The sequence below is a fragment of the Methylorubrum rhodesianum genome (genome assembly GCF_014199985.1).
GTDB lineage: Bacteria > Pseudomonadota > Alphaproteobacteria > Rhizobiales > Beijerinckiaceae > Methylobacterium > Methylobacterium rhodesianum.
Window position 1 is genome coordinate 57,192 of the sequence record NZ_JACHOS010000023.1, and the last position, 15,434, is coordinate 72,625.

The following is a 15,434-nucleotide window of genomic DNA, read 5'->3' on the forward strand; positions in this document are numbered from 1 at the left end:
CGCCCCGCAAGTTCAAGAAAATGGCCGCAGGAGCCCGATGACCACCTTCTCTCCCCGCGAGATCGTCTCCGAGCTCGACCGCTTCATCGTCGGCCAGAAGGACGCCAAGCGCGCGGTCGCCATCGCGCTGCGCAACCGCTGGCGCCGCCAGCAGCTCAAAGGGCCGCTGCGGGACGAGGTGGCGCCCAAGAACATCCTGATGATCGGCCCGACCGGCTGCGGCAAGACCGAGATCGCCCGCCGCCTCGCGCGGCTGGCCGGCGCGCCCTTCCTCAAGGTCGAGGCCACCAAGTTCACCGAGGTCGGCTATGTCGGCCGCGACGTCGAGCAGATCGTGCGCGACCTCGTCGAGGTCGGCATCGGCCTGACGCGGGAGGAGAAGCGGAAGACGGTCAAGGCCAAGGCGGAGGCAGCGGCCGAGTCGCGCATCCTCGACGCGCTGGTCGGCCCGACCGCGAGCCAGGGGACCCGCGAGAGCTTCCGCAAGAAACTGCGGGCCAGCGAACTCGACGACAAGGAGGTCGAGATCGAACTCGCCCCGTCGGGCCCGCAGGGCATGCCGATGTTCGAGATCCCCGGCATGCCGGGCGCCTCCATGGGCGCGATCAACATTTCCGACATGCTCGGCAAGGCGCTGGGCGGCCAGCGCGGCAAGCCGCGCCGCATCACCGTCGCCGACGCCTACGCGCCGCTGATCGCCGAGGAGAGCGACAAGCTCGTGGACGACGACGCGCTCACCCGCGAGGCGATCCGCGAGGTCGAGGACAACGGCATCGTCTTCCTCGACGAGATCGACAAGATCTGCGCCCGCGAGGGTCGCTCCGGCGCCGACGTCTCCCGCGAGGGCGTGCAGCGCGACCTGCTGCCGCTGATCGAGGGCACGACGGTGGCGACCAAGCACGGGCCGGTGAAGACCGACCACATCCTGTTCATCGCCTCGGGCGCCTTCCACGTCTCGAAGCCGTCCGACCTGCTGCCCGAGCTGCAGGGCCGTCTGCCCATCCGCGTCGAGCTGCAGCCGCTGACCGTGGACGACTTCAAGCAGATCCTGACCGCGACAGAGGCGAGCCTGATCAAGCAGACCGTGGCGTTGATGGAGACGGAGGGCGTCACCCTCGACTTCACCGAGGACGCCATCGACGCGCTCGCCCGCGTCGCGGTGGAGGTGAACGGATCGGTCGAGAATATCGGCGCCCGTCGCCTCCAGACCGTGTTGGAGCGGGTGATCGACGAAATCTCATTCACCGCCACCGACCGCTCCGGCGAAACGGTGCCGATCGATGCCGGCTACGTGCGTGAGCGGGTGGCGGACCTCGCCGCCAACACGGATCTCAGCCGCTTCATCCTCTGACGTGCGGGGGCGGTCCGAGGCGTCCGGCGTCGCGCTGCCCGTCCTCGCCCTGGTCGCGGGGATGGTTTCGATCCAGAGCGGCGCGGCGCTCGCCAAGGGGCTGTTTCCCGTCGTCGGCGCGGCGGGCGTCACGGCCCTGCGCGTCGGTTTCTCCGCGCTGATCCTGCTCGCGGTCTGGCGGCCGTGGCGGCGCGGCCCGGAGCGCGGTGAGATCGGAGCGATTGTGCTCTACGGCGCGGCGCTCGGGCTGATGAACCTGCTGTTCTATCTGGCTTTGCGCACGATCCCGCTCGGAATCGCGGTCGCCATCGAATTTACCGGTCCGCTCGCCGTGGCGCTGGCCGGCTCGCGCCGAGGGATCGACTTCGCCTGGATCGGCCTCGCCGTGCTCGGGCTCGGCCTGCTGCTGCCGCTCGGCGACACGACTCCCCTCGATCTCACGGGGGCGGCGCTGGCCCTCGGCGCGGGCCTGTGCTGGGCTGCCTACATCGTCTTCGGCCAACGCGCCGGCCGGGCCGGCGGCGGGCGGGCGGTCTCCCTCGGCATGCTGGTCGCCGCCCTCGTGGTCGCGCCGGTGGGGCTCGGGCACGCGGGTACGGATCTGTTCACGCCCGAGATCCTCGCGACGGGCCTGGTCATCGCCGTCCTGTCGAGCGCCCTGCCCTACTCGCTCGAAATGTTCGCCCTGACTCGCCTGCCCCGTCCGGCTTTCGGCGTGTTGATGAGCCTGGAGCCGGCCGTCGCGGCGCTCGCCGCCCTCGCCCTGCTCGGTGAGCGGCTGACCGCAGTGCAGGCCGGCGCCATCGGCTGCATCGTGGCCGCGTCCGCCGGAATCACGCTGGCGGGCCGCCGGTCCGGCAGGAAGCCGCCGAACCGGGATGCGGCCGGATGACCGTGCCGATCTCCCTCGACCAATCCGCCGCGCCTACCCCTCCCAGACCTGCCCCGGCCGCAGCGCCAGGAACCGCTCCGGCGGCAACGCGGCCGCCGCCAGCGCCTCGGCCAGGGCCTCGACGGGCCGCTCGATGCCCTCGTCGGTCAGCTTGAAGGTGCCCCAATGGTGGCCGAGCGCCTGATCGGCGCCGAGCAGGGTCAGGGCCTCCACCGCGTCGGCGGGGTTCATGTGCTGCGGCTGCATGAACCAGCGCGGCTCGTAGGCGCCGACCGGCAGGGTCGCGAGCCGCGGTGGGCCGAAGCGGGCGCGGATCTCGCGGAAGACCGTGCCGTCGCCGAGCCCCGTGTCGCCGACATGGTAGTGCACCCCGCGCGGCGTGGTCAGCAGGAAGGCGCACCACAGCGCCATGCGCCGGTCGTTGAAGCCGCGCGCCGACCAGTGGTTGGCGGGCGTCAGGTGCGCGGTGATGCCCGAGCCGAGATCGACGGACTCTCCCCAGTCGCGGGCCTCGACATGCATCGTCTCGTCGTAGCCACGAAGGATGACGTCGTTGCCGAGCGGCGCCACGATCAACGGCTGGTGGTCCTGCCACAGCCGGGCGACCGAGGCTCCGTCGAGATGGTCGTAGTGGTTGTGGGTGATCAGCACCGCATCGATGGGCGGCAGGTCGGCATAGGCGATGCCCGGCGGGTTGACGCGCTTCGGCCCGGCGAAGCGGAACGGACTGGCGCGCCGCGCGAAAACCGGATCGACCAGGATGTTGCGGCCGGCCACTTGGAACAGGTAGCTCGCATGCCCGATCAGCACCACGCGGAACCCGTCGACCCTCTCGGGCGGCTTGTCCGGCGAAAATGGGCTCGGGAAGTTCGTCGGCCACGCTTCGGGCTTGCCGGTCCGGCGCCAGCGGGCGAAATCGGCGAGCGACTTGTCCGGCGGCTGGTCCGGCGTGTGGAAGCGCAGACCGTCGAAATGGTCGCTGACCGGCCCGCGGTAATAGGGGTTTCGGCCCCGGCGATGCGCGGCGTAGCCGACGCCGCCGAGGGTCATCACCGTGGCCGCGCTGGCGACCGTGAGCAGGCCACGCTTCTTCATACGGCCAAGATGGCCCGTCCGGGCCGGCGTTCAAGCGCGGCGCGGGGCCTCAGGAGCGCCAGCGCAATTCCTGCCGAACGAGGGGATTGGCGAAGGGCCGGCCCTCGCGTGCCGCCTCCAGGGCCTCGCGCTTGAGGCGGAAATACCACTGAGACGGCAAGTCGCCCTGGCCCAGCAGCACCATGGTCGGCTTTCGGTCGAGACCGGCCTGCGCGTGCTGCAGCACCTGCTGATCCTGCGTCAGGAACTGACGCATCATCGGCCGGGCGATGGGTTTCAGCAGGTTGAGCGCCGGCATGCTCCAGTAGAGCGCGTTGGTCAGCATCGTGCGATTCGGGCCCATGGGCGTGGCGAAGGTGTAGTTCGCCACCCGTTTCGTGCCCGCCTTGATCCGCTCCAGTCGCACGCCGGGCAGGCGGAATTCGATCTCGACCTCCGGGACACCGCCGAGCAGGCGATAGACCGGCGAGCTGGTCGTGGTCGCGTGGCTCGACATGACGAAGCCGTGCGGCACGGGCTGGAAGGTCTTCACCTTCTCCCGCAACTCCTTGGACGGGCGGAACCACCACGTGTCGTGTACGAAGGCGACGTGGCCGGGATCGACGAGGCTGAGCGTCGTGAGATCGAAAGAGGCCTCGACCTCCAGTTCCAGCACGAGGCAGCCGGACGGTTCGAAATCGAGGGCGGGCACGGCCGGCACGGCGGCCGGGTCGGCCGGTCCCAGATGCGGGTTGACCCAGAGGAAGCCCGCGCTCTCGACGATGGGGAAGCGCTGGACGGCGATGCGCGAGAAGTCCGAGGCGTCGTGCTCGGAGAGCGTCGGCACGTCGCGGCAGCGCCCGTCGGTGCCGAAGCGCCAGCCGTGGAACGGGCACATCAGCGTGTCCCCGTCGAACTTGCCCTTGGACAGGGCCATGCCGCGATGGGGGCAGCGGTCGCGCAGGGCGAACAGGACGCCGTCCTTGCCCCGGCCGAGCACCACCTGCTCGCCGTTGAGCGCGACCGCGCGCATCCTGCCGCCCGCGATCGCGGAGGCTTGGCCGACGCAGTACCATGCGTTCGGCAGCGGCTCGCGCATGGCGCGCGGGTCGAGGGCGTCATCGGCGGAGACGCGCGGGGCAGCGGCGGAGGACATCGTTTGTGCGGACTGACCGATGCGGATGGGGCCCCTCTTTAGGCGCCTCGCCGCCCGTCGGCCAGCGGCACCCGCGGGTGCGATTTGTGCGTTGCGGCGAGACAACGCACCGGATCGGCCGGCGAGGGGGTTTCGCAGGGCGTCGATCGTCCCTACCTTGGGCTCACCCGCAACGAACGAAAGGAGGTGATCCAGTGTCTCATTGTCATCAGCCGTCGCCGACGACCAAGGCCTGGACCGTTACCTCCGGCGTGTGCGCCTAACGCACCCGCAGGATCACGACAGGTTTCGTCGGACTGACCGGTTCGACAATGGAAGGGCCGCCCCTCGGGGCGGCCCTTCGCATTTTCAGGGTGGCGGCGGCCTCAGCGCGGCTGGGCCTGGAACAGCGGCGCGGCCAGGGCCTCGCAGCGGGCGCGCCAGAGGTCGCGCTCGGTTCGCAGATCCTCCATCTTGCCGACTTCCTCGGCGATGTGGGCGCGCAGCTCGCGGATTTCCTGAGCCAGGATGATCTGAAGCTCGTCGCGGCGCTCGGCTTCGAGCCGGAGCCGGGCCTTCAGCATCATGTTCTCGGCCATGATTTCGGCGACGTCCTCGTCGGCGGACTCAGCCGGCTTCGCGGCGGCGGAGACGAGGCGGGGCGACCAAGTCGTGCTGCGCGACTCGGTGTCCGGCTCGGCGGAGACGGGTTCGACCTCGGGCAGCGGGACGGGCTTGGCCTCGGACATCGTCGCGCGCATGGTGGCGAGCCAATCCCGCAGCGGCGCGGTGCCGGCCGGAGACCGGGGACCGGACTCGGAAGATGGGGCCTGTCGCGCGGGTTCCGACATCGGGTCGTCCTCGGGCACCGTCAGCGGTGCGTCGTCGGCCATCAGAGCCCAACATGCTTAACGAAGGGTAAAATTCGACCCTGCCCTTACCGCCGCTTCGGCCGCGAGCATGCATCCGTTCGCGTGCGGCGGCCGGCTTCGACATCGCGGACGGAGAAGGGCTTCGGCCCCTTCGGGATTGACTTGGGGCGGTCCAGGGCCTATCCGCCCGGCTCCATTTCGACGTTCGAACGTCACGATGAGCCGCCGACCGGCCCGAGAGGCCGGAGGTCAACGTCCGACAGCGCGTCCGCGCCCTCGGGCGCCCTTGTCGTTGCCGTGCTTTCGCCGAAGCGTCAAACGAGCCCTGCCATGACGCCCGCGAACGATACCACCCTGCGCATCGAGGATGCGGTCAACGATTTCTGCCCGTGGTCGGGCAAGCCGATCGTGCCCGAGGCGCTGACCCTCTACAACGGCGCGGTGGTCGGCTTCTGCAATGCGGAGTGTCGCGACAAGTTCGCCCGCGCAGTGGCGGCCTTCGAGGACGCGCTGCGCGCCCGCCGCGTGGCCAATGCCGGCCTCCACCAGTAAGGACCTCTGAACCCGCATGTTCGAAGGCCTTTCCGACCGCCTTTCCGGCATCCTCTCCGGGCTGACGCGCCGCGGCGCGCTGACGGAAGCCGACGTCACCGCCGCCATGCGCGAGGTGCGCCGCGCGCTGCTCGAAGCGGACGTCGCGCTGGAGGTGGTGCGCTCGTTCACCGACAAGGTGCGCGAGAAGGCGGTGGGCGCCACCGTGCTCAAGTCGGTGACGCCCGGCCAGATGGTCGTGAAGATCGTCAACGACGAGCTCATCGCGATGCTCGGCACCGATGCCAGCGTCGTCGACCTGAACGCCCCCGCTCCCGTCGCCATCCTGATGGTGGGCCTGCAGGGCTCGGGCAAGACCACCACCACCGCCAAGATCGCCCGGCGCCTGTCGAGCCGCGAGAAGCGGCGCGTGCTGCTGGCCTCCCTCGACACCCGTCGCCCGGCGGCGATGGAGCAGCTCGCGGTGCTCGCCAAGCAGGTCGAGGTCGAGAGCCTGCCGATCGTCGCCGGCCAGTCGGCGGTGCAGATCGCCCGGCGCGCCATGGAGGCCGCCCGGCTCGGCGGCTTCGACGTGGTGATGCTCGACACCGCCGGCCGCACCACGGTCGACGAGGGCCTGATGGCCGAGGCCGCCGAGGTGAAGGCGGCGACCAACCCGCACGAAGTGCTGCTGGTGGCCGACGCGCTCACCGGCCAGGACGCGGTCAACACCGCCCGCGCCTTCGACCAGCGCCTCGGCGTCACCGGCATCGTGCTCACCCGCATGGACGGCGATTCCCGCGGCGGCGCGGCGCTCTCCATGCGCGCCGTCACCGGCAAGCCGATCAAGCTCGTCGGCGTCGGCGAGAAGGTCGACGCGCTGGAGGAGTTCCACCCGCAACGGGTGGCCAACCGCATCCTCGGCATGGGCGACATCGTCTCCCTCGTCGAGAAGGCCGCCGAGACCATCGACCACGAACAGGCCCTGCGCACCGCCGAGAAGATGCGCAAGGGCAAGTTCGACCTCGAAGACCTGTCGATGCAGCTCGCCCAGATGGAGAAGATGGGCGGCATCGGCGGCCTGATGGGCATGCTGCCCGGCATGGGCCAGATGAAGAAGCAGGTCGAGGGCGCCAATCTCGACGAGAAGATGTTCAAGCGCCAGCGCGCCATCATCTCGTCGATGACCCCGCAGGAGCGCAAGAACCCCGACCTCCTCAAGAACTCGCGCAAGAAGCGCATCGCGGCGGGTGCCGGCGTGAAGGTCGAGGAGATCAACAAGCTCCTCAAGATGCACCGGACCATGGCCGACATGATGAAGGCGATGGGCTCAGGAAAACGCGGCGGCATCGGCCAGGCGCTCGGCAACATGTTCGGGCTGGGCGGCGGCATGCCGGGCGGTCTGCCCGGCGGCATGAAGCTGCCGCCTGGCATGCCCGAGCCGACGCCGGAGCAGATCGCCGAGATCGAGAAGCAGTTCGGCGGCAAGCTGCCGCCGATGCCGGCGGGCCTCGGGGCTGGGAAGATGCCGGGCCTTCCGGGTCTCGGCGGACCGAAGCTGCCGGGGCTGGGCGGCTTCCTGCCGGGTAAGAAGAAATGACGATCTTGTCCGCTCAAGGCGTTGATCCCGAGTTGGCAAGCCTGCGCGAGAGCATCGACAATTTCGATGCCGCGCTCATCCATCTGCTCGCCGAACGCTTCCGCTGCACGCAGCGGGTCGGCGAGCTGAAGGCCCGCAAGGGCCTGCCTCCCTCCGATCCGGACCGGGAGGCGCGTCAGGTCAAGCGCCTGAGAAATCTCGCGGTCGAGGCCAAGCTCGACCCCGATTTCGCCGAGAAGTTCCTCGCCTTCGTGGTCAAGGAAGTCATTCGGCACCACCGCACGATCGCCGAGAACGTCGATCACAACGCGATCCAGAAACAAGACACCGAAAGGAACGACTGATGTCCCTCAAGATCCGTCTCACCCGCGGCGGCGCCAAGAAGCGTCCGTACTACCGCATCGTCGTCGCCGATGCCCGCGCCCCGCGCGACGGCCGCTTCATCGAGAAGGTCGGCGCCTACGACCCGATGAAGGCCAAGGACGATCCGGCCCGCATCGTGCTCGACAACGAGAAGATCCAGTCCTGGCTCGCCAAGGGCGCGCAGCCGACGGACCGCGTCCTGCGCTTCCTCGACGCCGCCGGCCTCGCCAAGCGCCCCGCCCGCAACAACCCGCAGAAGGCGGAGCCCGGCGAGAAGTCCAAGGAGCGCGCCGCCAAGCGCGCCGAGAAGGCGGCCGCTCCGGCCGAGGACGCCGCGGCGTAAGTCGACTGCTCCCCTCCCCCTCGCGGGGAGGGGTCGGGGTGGGGGTTGCGCAACCGGGGACGGCTTGCGCCTCTGCCGCCCCCTCCCGCTTTCGCTCCCTTCCTGCCTGGCGAAGGGACAACGCGCCGTCATCGAGGCACCTTGCATGGCCCGCCGCCCCGGATCCTCATCGCGTGGACCTGCGCGGTCCGCCGAGCGCCTCGCGCCGGAGGCCGTCACCTCGGCCCGCAAGCCACAAGGCGCCAAGTCCGTCCCGCCCGCCTTCCCCGATCCGGACCTCGTCCTGCTCGGCGAATTCGGCCGGCCGCACGGACTGCACGGTGAGGTGCGGCTGAAATCCTATACCGGTGAACCTCTGGCGATCGCCGGCTACGGTCCCTTACGCGCCTCGGATGGCCGCACCCTCGAACTCGAGGACGCCCGGCTTGCACCCGGCGGGTCGCCCGACCTGCTGATCGTGCGGGTCAAAGGCGTCGACCACCGCAGCGGCGCCGAAGCCCTCAACCGCGTCACGCTCGCCATCGCCCGCGAACGCCTGGGAGAAGCCGAGGACGAGGACGAGTTCTTCCTCACCGACCTGATCGGACTCACGGTCGAGGACGGCTCCGGCGCAGCGATCGGCACCATCGTGGCGGTGCCGAACTATGGCGGCGGCGATCTCCTCGAAATCCGCCCGGCGGCCGGCGGCCCGACCGCGCTCCTGCCCTTCACCAAGGCCTTCGTGCCGAGCCTCGACATCGCCGGCGGAAAGGTCGTCGCGGACCCGCCGGAGGACCTGTTCGCCCCGCCGGGCCCGAAGCCCGCCGACGATCCGGGCTGAGGCCAAAATCCGCATTCACTTGATGAGGCCTAGGGCTGCCTCGGCCCCGATGCGGTCTTCGGAACGGTTCGCTTCCAGGCTGTTGATGCGGCAGAGGCCGACGACCGCGTCGCGTGGCCTCGGTCAGGCAGCTCTCGATGCGATCGAGCGGAAGAGCTGATGTCGGTGCGAGGCGTGCACACCTCGCGTTTGGGTCGCGCCGCTTCGAATTGCGTCACTCGGCCCCATGGAAACAGACGCAGAGCTTGTTTCCATCAAGATCTCGAAAATATGCACCGTAGTAATTGGGATGATAATCAGGGCGAAGCCCTGGCCTGCCTTCGCATTTTCCGCCGCACTCGATTGCCAGCGCATGACACAAATGCACTTCGGATCGGCTTCTCGCTAGCAAGGCTACCATTTGCCCATTGCCTACAGACATGGGTCGTCCGTCGTAGGGGCGGGTCACAATGAACAGCGGCCTGTCGGACCAAGCTGACTTCCAACCAGCCCAATTCTCATCCGCGAATTTCAAATTGAGTCCCAATATCCTGAGCACAGGATCGTAGAAGCGCCGCGCGGTTTCGACGGCACTGGTGCCGAGGGTGACGTGTGAAATCATAATCAGCCGCTCTTCACGTATGAACCCAATGGCAGCTTAGCGCTTGGCGAATAACTGCGCCAAACGGTCCTCTGAGGTCGGATACGGAATGAGCAGATAGGGCCTCGAGCGGGATAGCCACTCGGGGTGGAATCCGCCCGTCGACTTGCGGAGAGACTGCGAGCAAATGCGGCCCTTCCGCAACTAGAAATACACTTCTATGTTCGCCGCCGACGAGAGAGTGCCGCGGCGATGCAGAATGATCAGGGCGTGTCGGCCAGCGAGGAGCGCCTTCGAGCCGCGATGATTTCGGGAGACGTCCAGGCGTTGTCCGAACTGATCGACGAAAATCTTGTCTTCACGGGTCCGATGGGCAACGTGATGACGAAAGAAGAGGATTTGGAAGCTCATCGAAAGCGACGATTGCAGATCCGACGCCGCGAACTCTTCGAGACCACTCTTCATCCATCCCATGACATCGTCGTGACGACGACCAAGGCGAGGCTCGAAGCGACATACATCGAGCATCCGGTGTCCGGTATCTTCGCCTACACTCGCATCTGGCGCAGCGGTGAACATGGATGGCGTGTGGTAGCGGGTCATTGCTCCAGGATCGGAGACCTCTGATCCGGCGGTTTTGCACGCCCGCCGAGGCAAGGCGTTGATGGCTGCGTGGCCGCCGCAGTTCGGTCCGACATGGAACATCGGCTCTCGGGCAGAGGGACAGGGTCCGCGGCCCACTCCGAGCAGTCTCTCGAGACTGTCTCGATGGATGGTCGCTGCAGCAGGGTATGCGAATATTCAACAAATCACGCCCTGAGGTCCATCCAAGCTTGGACGCTCCGTCAGGGGTTCCGATGCTGCGAAGGCTGCCGTTCCAAGGGATAAACCCGGCATTCTTGAAATCGAGGCAGCCAACAGGAGAGGTGCCCCACACGAGCGGGCCCGACGGAATGTGAAACCTACAGTCCACGTCCAGGCCGAAACGGATCTGATGTCTCATTCGGTCAAGCCGCCCGGCTCGGCCCCGGTATGCTGCCACGCACTGCGATCCGAAATGGCTCTCGAAGTGCCCTCATTGTGCTGACGGTCAGCAAAGCCGCTTCAGCAACGGGCGGCCTATCCGAGCCGTCCGAAGAGGGATCAGCCCATTCTGAAGCCGCCTGCTTGAGCGGGCCATTGCCGGGAGACGGTCATGGATATCACCAGACGGTTCTTCGCCGCAGGCGCGGGCACGATCCCTCTCATCGGCGCGGGCCGGCCCTCCGCCTGGGCTCAGAGCATGACGCGGGACGCGCCGATCATCGGCAATCATGCGGTGACCGATCCCCTGAACCTGGCCATCGACGCCTACATCTACGGCTACCCGCTCGTGACCGTCGAGATGACCCGGCGCGTCCTGACCAACGTGACCGCAGCCGAGGGCAAGAACGCGCCGATGGGCCAGTTCGCCAACCTCAGGGAGTACCCGGACGCGAAGTTCAGAGCCGTCACCGCACCGAATGCCGACACGCTCTATTCCAGCGCCTTCGTGGACGTCGGTCGCGAGCCTCACATCCTCACCATCCCGGATGAGGAGGGGCGCTACTACCTGATGCCGATGCTGAGCGCTTGGACGAACGTCTTCGCCGTGCCGGGCAAGCGTACATCCGGGACCGGGCCGCAGACCTACTTCATCGCCGGGCCGGGCTGGAGCGGCAGCGTGCCCTCGGGCGCCAAGCTGATCCAGGCCCCGACCAGCCTGATCTGGATCATCGGTCGGACCTACTGCACGGGCACGCCCGAGGACTACAAGGCCGTGCATGCCGTCCAGGACCAGTACAGGCTCGTTCCTGCGAGCGCGGCGGACAAGCCGTACACGCCGCCGGCTGGCCGTATCGATCCGGGCGTCGACATGAAGACGGCCGTGCGTGAGCAAGTTAATCGCATGGACGCGACGACCTACTTCAACCTGCTGGCCAGCCTGATGAAGGACAACCCGCCGGCATTGGCCGACGGTGTTCCGCTGGCCAAGATGGCCTCGCTCGGCATCGTCCCGGGCCAGTCCTTCGACCCGGCAAGCTAGCCGGCTGCCATCCGCGAGGCGATTGCGCGAGCGCCAGAGGAGGCCATTCCCCGCATCATGGGGCATCTGAAGGCGACCGGGAGCCACGTCAACGGCTGGACCTTCACGACTGACGGCGGCGACTACGGCAAGGACTATCTGCAGCGCGCCCTGGTCACGGCGGTCGGGCTCGGCTGCAACCTGCCGCAGGATGCGGTGTACCCACTGACCACTGTCGATGCTGCGGGCCGGAAGCTCAACGGCGCTTCCAAGTACGTGATGCGTTTCCCGGCCGGCGAGCTACCCCCTGTCGACGGCTTCTGGTCGCTGACGATGTACGACGCGGACTACTTCTTCGTCGAGAACCAGCTCAACCGCTACTCGATCAGCCCGCGCGATGCCTTGAAGGCCAACCCGGATGGCTCGGTCGACCTCTTCATCCAGACCGAGAGTCCCGGCGCCATGCGGGAGACGAACTGGCTGCCGGCGCCGGAGGGACCGTTCGTGCTGATGCTCCGGACGTACTGGCCGAAGGACGCCATTCTGAACGGATCGTGGTCGCCGCCGCCAGTCACGCGCAGCGCCAGCGCGACGCTGTGAGCAGGGTCGGAGCCCCCGCAAGCCAAGACTGTCCCAGGAGCCGCAATGCGGCTTCGTGATACGCCGTCCGCCAATCGAGCGGCTCCATCACACCCGCTCAGCGCCCGCCCGCTTCCATCGCCGCGCGTGCGAGGCGGATCGGCTCGGGCGACAGCGCCAAGGGGCCGTCGAAGGGGCGCTCGTGCAGGGCGATCACGCCCAGCGTCGTCACCACCGCGGCCGAGAACAGGAACAGGGTCGTCGCCTGCGCGTAGGGACGCTCGCAATGAACGAGGGCGATCGCCGTCAATGTCAGGCCGGCGAGGACGAGGAGCGTCAGCCACTTGCTCTCGTCGCTGCGGGCGGCGCTGATCGCGAGGCGTTCGCTGCGGGCCGAGCGCAATTGCATCACCGCTTCGAGCAGGGCCGCGTGGGTGGCCTCCCCCGCCTCAGCGGCGGTGCGCGGGTCCGCAGCCGCCTGCAGCAGGCGTCCGAGCGCCTGGCCCGCCGAGGGAGCCGAGGCACCGGTCGCGGCCATGGAGGGCCACTCCTCCTTCACCACCGCTTCGAGATAGGCGAACAGCGAGGTGCGCAGGCTGCTCATGTCCGGCGCCGAGGCGATGCTGAGATCGTAGACCGCCAGCGCGTGCGAGCGCTCGGCCTGAAGCACCCGGTTCGCCTGACGCTGGCGCTCCCAGGCATCGTTGGCGACGAAACCGGTCAGCAGGGCGAGCAGAACTGCGACCACGCCGATATAGGGTGGCACGATTCCGGTCGAGAGCCGGCGCGTCCCCTCCCGTGTCCAGGGAAGGGTGGTGAGCAGGCTCAGCAGCGCGCAGAAGGTGAGGAAGAGGCCCGCCAGAAGCGTGAACATCAGCCAGACGGGTTGGTCGAGCCAGAAGCCGAGGATCATCACCGGGTCGATCGAGAGGTCGGGACCGCCAGCGTGACCGACCAAACCCTCCGATTCGGTAAAGGCGCCTCAACCGCCCTTCCGCGTGGCCTCGTCCCGGCAGGGCCGGATCGCCTCCGGCACGGGGCGGCGATCGGGCGCGGGCGCCTCGAACACCGCGAGATAGCCGACGCCGCCCTTCAGCCGGGCCAGCGAGACCTCGCGATAGCCGACCGCTGCCAGTTCGCAGCGCAGGAGTTTCGGCGGCGTGCCGTGGCGGGAGGGGATCGCGTCGGCATCGACGATTCCGACCCGGCCGCCCGGCTTCATCGCGGCGGCAAGGTTCCAGAGCAGGCCGAAGGGTTGCGCAATCTCGTGGTACATGTGGACCAGCACCGCCGCATCGACCGAACCCGGCGGCAGCCGCGGGTCGTGCGCTTCCCCGCGCACCACGGTCACGTTGGACAGCCCCGATTCGGCAACACGGCGCTCGAGATCGGCGAGATAATCCGGCGTAATGTCCTGGGCCAGGATACGGCCCTGCGAGCCGACGCGCGGACTCAGGCGGAAGACGTAGTAGCCGCTGCCCGCGCCGATATCGGCCACCGTCTCGCCGGGTGCGATCCGCATCAGGCGCGCGCCCTGCCCGACCTCGTCGGCCCGGTCGCGCTCCCGCTCGTGCGCCCATTGCGGAGCGACGATCTCCGCGACGGGCCGGTCGGGCTTCGCGAAGCGCTCGGCCGGCGCACCGGGCGGCGCGAGCGGCTCGGCCGCGAAGGCCGGGAGCGTCAGCAGAAGGAGGGGGAGGAAGGCGGCGAAGCGGGTCATGCCCTGGACAATGCGCGGCGCTGGCGGGCGTGCCCACCCCGCGCGCCTCGGCCGCGCATCGAACCATCGGCAGCGCGCCCCGTTCGCAAGAAACAGCCTCGAACCGGCATCCGAGAGTGAGACGCCATGCGCAGCCCGATCCTCCTCCTCGCCCTCCTCGCCCTCGCCGGGCTGCCGGCCCATCCGGCGACGGCGCAGGGCTTCCCTGGCGCGACCGTCGGAATCCCTCTGGGACGTCCCGACCCGTTCGGCGCCATGACAGGCCGACCAGCCGAGCCGATGAACCGCTCGACGTCAGAGCCCCTCCCCGGCCGATCGGCCGACCGTGACGCGGTCCGGCCGGACCGTCGCCTGCGATCGCCATCCCGGCGCCACCTCGACCGAGGTCACCGGGCGGAACCGAAGCGACGGCCTCCCCTCGCCCGGCGCTGACTGACTGGAGCGCCGCCCCGATTGACCGACCCGGCGCGCGCCGCCATCAAGCGGCATGAGCGAGCCCGTCGATCCCGGTGCGGCGGCCCCCTGGCGGGCCACCGTCCTGACCCTTTACCCGGAGATGTTTCCCGGTCCGCTGGGCCATTCGCTGTCCGGGGACGCGCTGGTCCGCGGCACCTGGAGCCTGGAGCCGCGCCAGATCCGCGAGCACGGCCTCGGCCGGCAGCGCAACGTCGACGACACGCCCGCCGGCGGCGGGGCCGGGATGGTGCTGCGCTGCGACGTGCTCGGAGCCGCCATCGACGCTGCGGCCGCTCCGGACGACCACCGCCCACGCCTCCTCATGTCGCCCCGCGGAACACCGCTGACGCAGGCGCGGGTGCGGACACTGGCCGAGGGACCCGGGGCGGTCATCGTCTGCGGTCGCTTCGAGGGCGTCGACGAGCGGGTGATCGAGGCGCGCAACCTCGAAGAGGTCTCGATCGGCGACTACGTGCTCTCGGGCGGCGAGATCGCGGCCCTGGTGCTCATCGACGCCTGCGTCCGCCTGCTGCCCGGTGTGATGGGCAAGCACGCTTCCGGCGTCGAGGAGAGCTTCGAGGGCGGCCTGCTCGAATACCCGCACTATACCCGTCCGCGCGAATGGGAGGGACGGGCGATCCCCGACGTCCTGATGGGCGGCAACCATGCCGCCATCGCCCGCTGGCGGGCCGAGCGCAGCCGCGCGCTGACCCGGGCGCGCCGGCCGGACCTGCTGCAGAGTGACGAACCTTAGATCGAGTTTCTCCTCCGCTGTTCTTCCGATAACTGAAATATCGTTCTGTTGCCTGCAACACACGCGGGTCTGAATCCTTGGAAACGCCGCTTGCGTTGCGGCTCTTGATCCGTCATTCCCGGCGGCGGGACACCTCCCCCCAACGGGAGGCGCTCATCTGGAAGGATGGTTGATATGACGGCTCAGATGCCTGCCGCGCGTCCGCGCGTTCCGTATTTCTCGTCCGGCCCGACGACCAAGCGTCCGGGCTGGAGCCTGGATGCCCTCGCCGGCGCCGCGCTCGGCCGCTCGCACCGCTCGGCCGCCGGCAAGGCCAAGCT

14 protein-coding genes and 2 pseudogenes are annotated in these 15,434 nt (G+C 68.8%); 11 read left to right on the plus strand and 5 right to left on the minus strand.

Features of this window, described 5'->3' with window-relative positions; genetic code table 11:
• Positions 1–37 precede the first annotated feature (37 nt).
• Together hslU and HNR01_RS24840 are read left to right on the plus strand one after the other, a co-directional pair.
• Complete coding sequence (hslU, locus tag HNR01_RS24835; protein WP_183670403.1) at positions 38–1,351, plus strand: ATP-dependent protease ATPase subunit HslU; 1,314 nt, start codon at positions 38–40, stop codon at positions 1,349–1,351.
• Between the two features lies 1 nt (position 1,352).
• Positions 1,353–2,243, plus strand: a complete 891-nt coding sequence (locus tag HNR01_RS24840; protein ID WP_183670405.1) for an EamA family transporter — start codon at positions 1,353–1,355, stop codon at positions 2,241–2,243.
• 33 nt (positions 2,244–2,276) lie between these two features.
• Here HNR01_RS24840 and HNR01_RS24845 read toward each other — a convergent pair whose 3' ends face one another.
• The 3 genes from HNR01_RS24845 to HNR01_RS24855 form a co-directional block, all read right to left on the minus strand.
• Positions 2,277–3,338, minus strand: a complete 1,062-nt coding sequence (locus HNR01_RS24845; protein ID WP_183670407.1) for an MBL fold metallo-hydrolase — start codon at positions 3,336–3,338, stop codon at positions 2,277–2,279.
• A 49-nt stretch (positions 3,339–3,387) separates the two neighbouring features.
• Entirely contained in the window at positions 3,388–4,473 is a 1,086-nt protein-coding gene (locus HNR01_RS24850) for a Rieske 2Fe-2S domain-containing protein (RefSeq protein ID WP_183670409.1), read from the minus strand.
• Between the two features lie 365 nt (positions 4,474–4,838).
• Positions 4,839–5,345 carry a hypothetical protein gene (locus HNR01_RS24855; protein ID WP_017487365.1) on the minus strand — a complete coding sequence of 169 codons (507 nt, stop codon included), beginning with the start codon at positions 5,343–5,345 and terminating at the stop codon, positions 4,839–4,841.
• Positions 5,346–5,654: 309 nt separating this feature from the next.
• Here HNR01_RS24855 and HNR01_RS24860 point away from each other — a divergent pair, with 309 nt between their 5' ends.
• From HNR01_RS24860 to HNR01_RS24890, 7 genes and pseudogenes are all read left to right on the plus strand, one after another.
• A complete protein-coding gene (locus HNR01_RS24860) occupies positions 5,655–5,876 on the plus strand; it encodes a glutathione S-transferase (RefSeq protein WP_017487366.1) in 222 nt (73 codons plus the stop codon).
• 16 nt (positions 5,877–5,892) lie between these two features.
• Complete coding sequence (ffh, locus tag HNR01_RS24865; protein WP_183670411.1) at positions 5,893–7,455, plus strand: signal recognition particle protein; 1,563 nt, start codon at positions 5,893–5,895, stop codon at positions 7,453–7,455.
• Positions 7,452–7,799, plus strand: coding sequence for a chorismate mutase (locus HNR01_RS24870; RefSeq protein ID WP_026105978.1), 348 nt, complete (start codon positions 7,452–7,454; stop codon positions 7,797–7,799). The genes ffh and HNR01_RS24870 overlap by 4 nt, the downstream gene beginning before the upstream one ends.
• Complete coding sequence (gene rpsP / locus HNR01_RS24875; RefSeq protein WP_017487369.1) at positions 7,799–8,161, plus strand: 30S ribosomal protein S16; 363 nt, start codon at positions 7,799–7,801, stop codon at positions 8,159–8,161. The genes HNR01_RS24870 and rpsP overlap by 1 nt, the downstream gene beginning before the upstream one ends.
• 145 nt (positions 8,162–8,306) lie before the next feature.
• The gene (gene rimM / locus HNR01_RS24880) at positions 8,307–8,981 is read left to right on the plus strand and encodes a ribosome maturation factor RimM (protein ID WP_017487370.1); all 675 of its coding nucleotides are present in this window, start codon (positions 8,307–8,309) and stop codon (positions 8,979–8,981) included.
• 832 nt (positions 8,982–9,813) lie between these two features.
• Entirely contained in the window at positions 9,814–10,188 is a 375-nt protein-coding gene (locus HNR01_RS24885; protein ID WP_183670412.1) for a nuclear transport factor 2 family protein, read from the plus strand.
• Between the two features lie 568 nt (positions 10,189–10,756).
• Positions 10,757–12,205, plus strand: a pseudogene (locus HNR01_RS24890) (DUF1254 domain-containing protein).
• A 97-nt stretch (positions 12,206–12,302) separates the two neighbouring features.
• Here HNR01_RS24890 and HNR01_RS24895 read toward each other — a convergent pair.
• Complete coding sequence (locus HNR01_RS24895) at positions 12,303–13,097, minus strand: bestrophin-like domain (RefSeq protein ID WP_183670433.1); 795 nt, start codon at positions 13,095–13,097, stop codon at positions 12,303–12,305.
• Between the two features lie 69 nt (positions 13,098–13,166).
• Complete coding sequence (locus HNR01_RS24900) at positions 13,167–13,904, minus strand: class I SAM-dependent methyltransferase (protein ID WP_183670414.1); 738 nt, start codon at positions 13,902–13,904, stop codon at positions 13,167–13,169.
• 487 nt (positions 13,905–14,391) lie between these two features.
• Between HNR01_RS24900 and trmD the strand changes: the two genes are divergently transcribed.
• Positions 14,392–15,114, plus strand: a complete 723-nt coding sequence (gene trmD, locus HNR01_RS24905; protein ID WP_183670416.1) for a tRNA (guanosine(37)-N1)-methyltransferase TrmD — start codon at positions 14,392–14,394, stop codon at positions 15,112–15,114.
• A gap of 174 nt (positions 15,115–15,288) precedes the next feature.
• Positions 15,289–15,434: pseudogene (locus HNR01_RS27765) on the plus strand (phosphoserine transaminase); the annotation flags it as partial.

Bases quoted from the DNA above. Each gene is read 5' to 3' on its own strand.
- hslU (WP_183670403.1), top strand. From the start codon at position 38: ATGACCACCTTCTCTCCCCGCGAGATCGTCTCCGAGCTCGACCGCTTC.
- HNR01_RS24845 (WP_183670407.1), bottom strand. From the start codon at position 3,338: ATGAAGAAGCGTGGCCTGCTCACGGTCGCCAGCGCGGCCACGGTGATG.
- HNR01_RS24850 (WP_183670409.1), bottom strand. From the start codon at position 4,473: ATGTCCTCCGCCGCTGCCCCGCGCGTCTCCGCCGATGACGCCCTCGAC.
- HNR01_RS24855 (WP_017487365.1), bottom strand. From the start codon at position 5,345: ATGGCCGACGACGCACCGCTGACGGTGCCCGAGGACGACCCGATGTCG.
- HNR01_RS24860 (WP_017487366.1), top strand. From the start codon at position 5,655: ATGACGCCCGCGAACGATACCACCCTGCGCATCGAGGATGCGGTCAAC.
- ffh (WP_183670411.1), top strand. From the start codon at position 5,893: ATGTTCGAAGGCCTTTCCGACCGCCTTTCCGGCATCCTCTCCGGGCTG.
- HNR01_RS24870 (WP_026105978.1), top strand. From the start codon at position 7,452: ATGACGATCTTGTCCGCTCAAGGCGTTGATCCCGAGTTGGCAAGCCTG.
- rpsP (WP_017487369.1), top strand. From the start codon at position 7,799: ATGTCCCTCAAGATCCGTCTCACCCGCGGCGGCGCCAAGAAGCGTCCG.
- rimM (WP_017487370.1), top strand. From the start codon at position 8,307: ATGGCCCGCCGCCCCGGATCCTCATCGCGTGGACCTGCGCGGTCCGCC.
- HNR01_RS24885 (WP_183670412.1), top strand. From the start codon at position 9,814: ATGCAGAATGATCAGGGCGTGTCGGCCAGCGAGGAGCGCCTTCGAGCC.
- HNR01_RS24895 (WP_183670433.1), bottom strand. From the start codon at position 13,097: ATGATCCTCGGCTTCTGGCTCGACCAACCCGTCTGGCTGATGTTCACG.
- HNR01_RS24900 (WP_183670414.1), bottom strand. From the start codon at position 13,904: ATGACCCGCTTCGCCGCCTTCCTCCCCCTCCTTCTGCTGACGCTCCCG.
- trmD (WP_183670416.1), top strand. From the start codon at position 14,392: ATGAGCGAGCCCGTCGATCCCGGTGCGGCGGCCCCCTGGCGGGCCACC.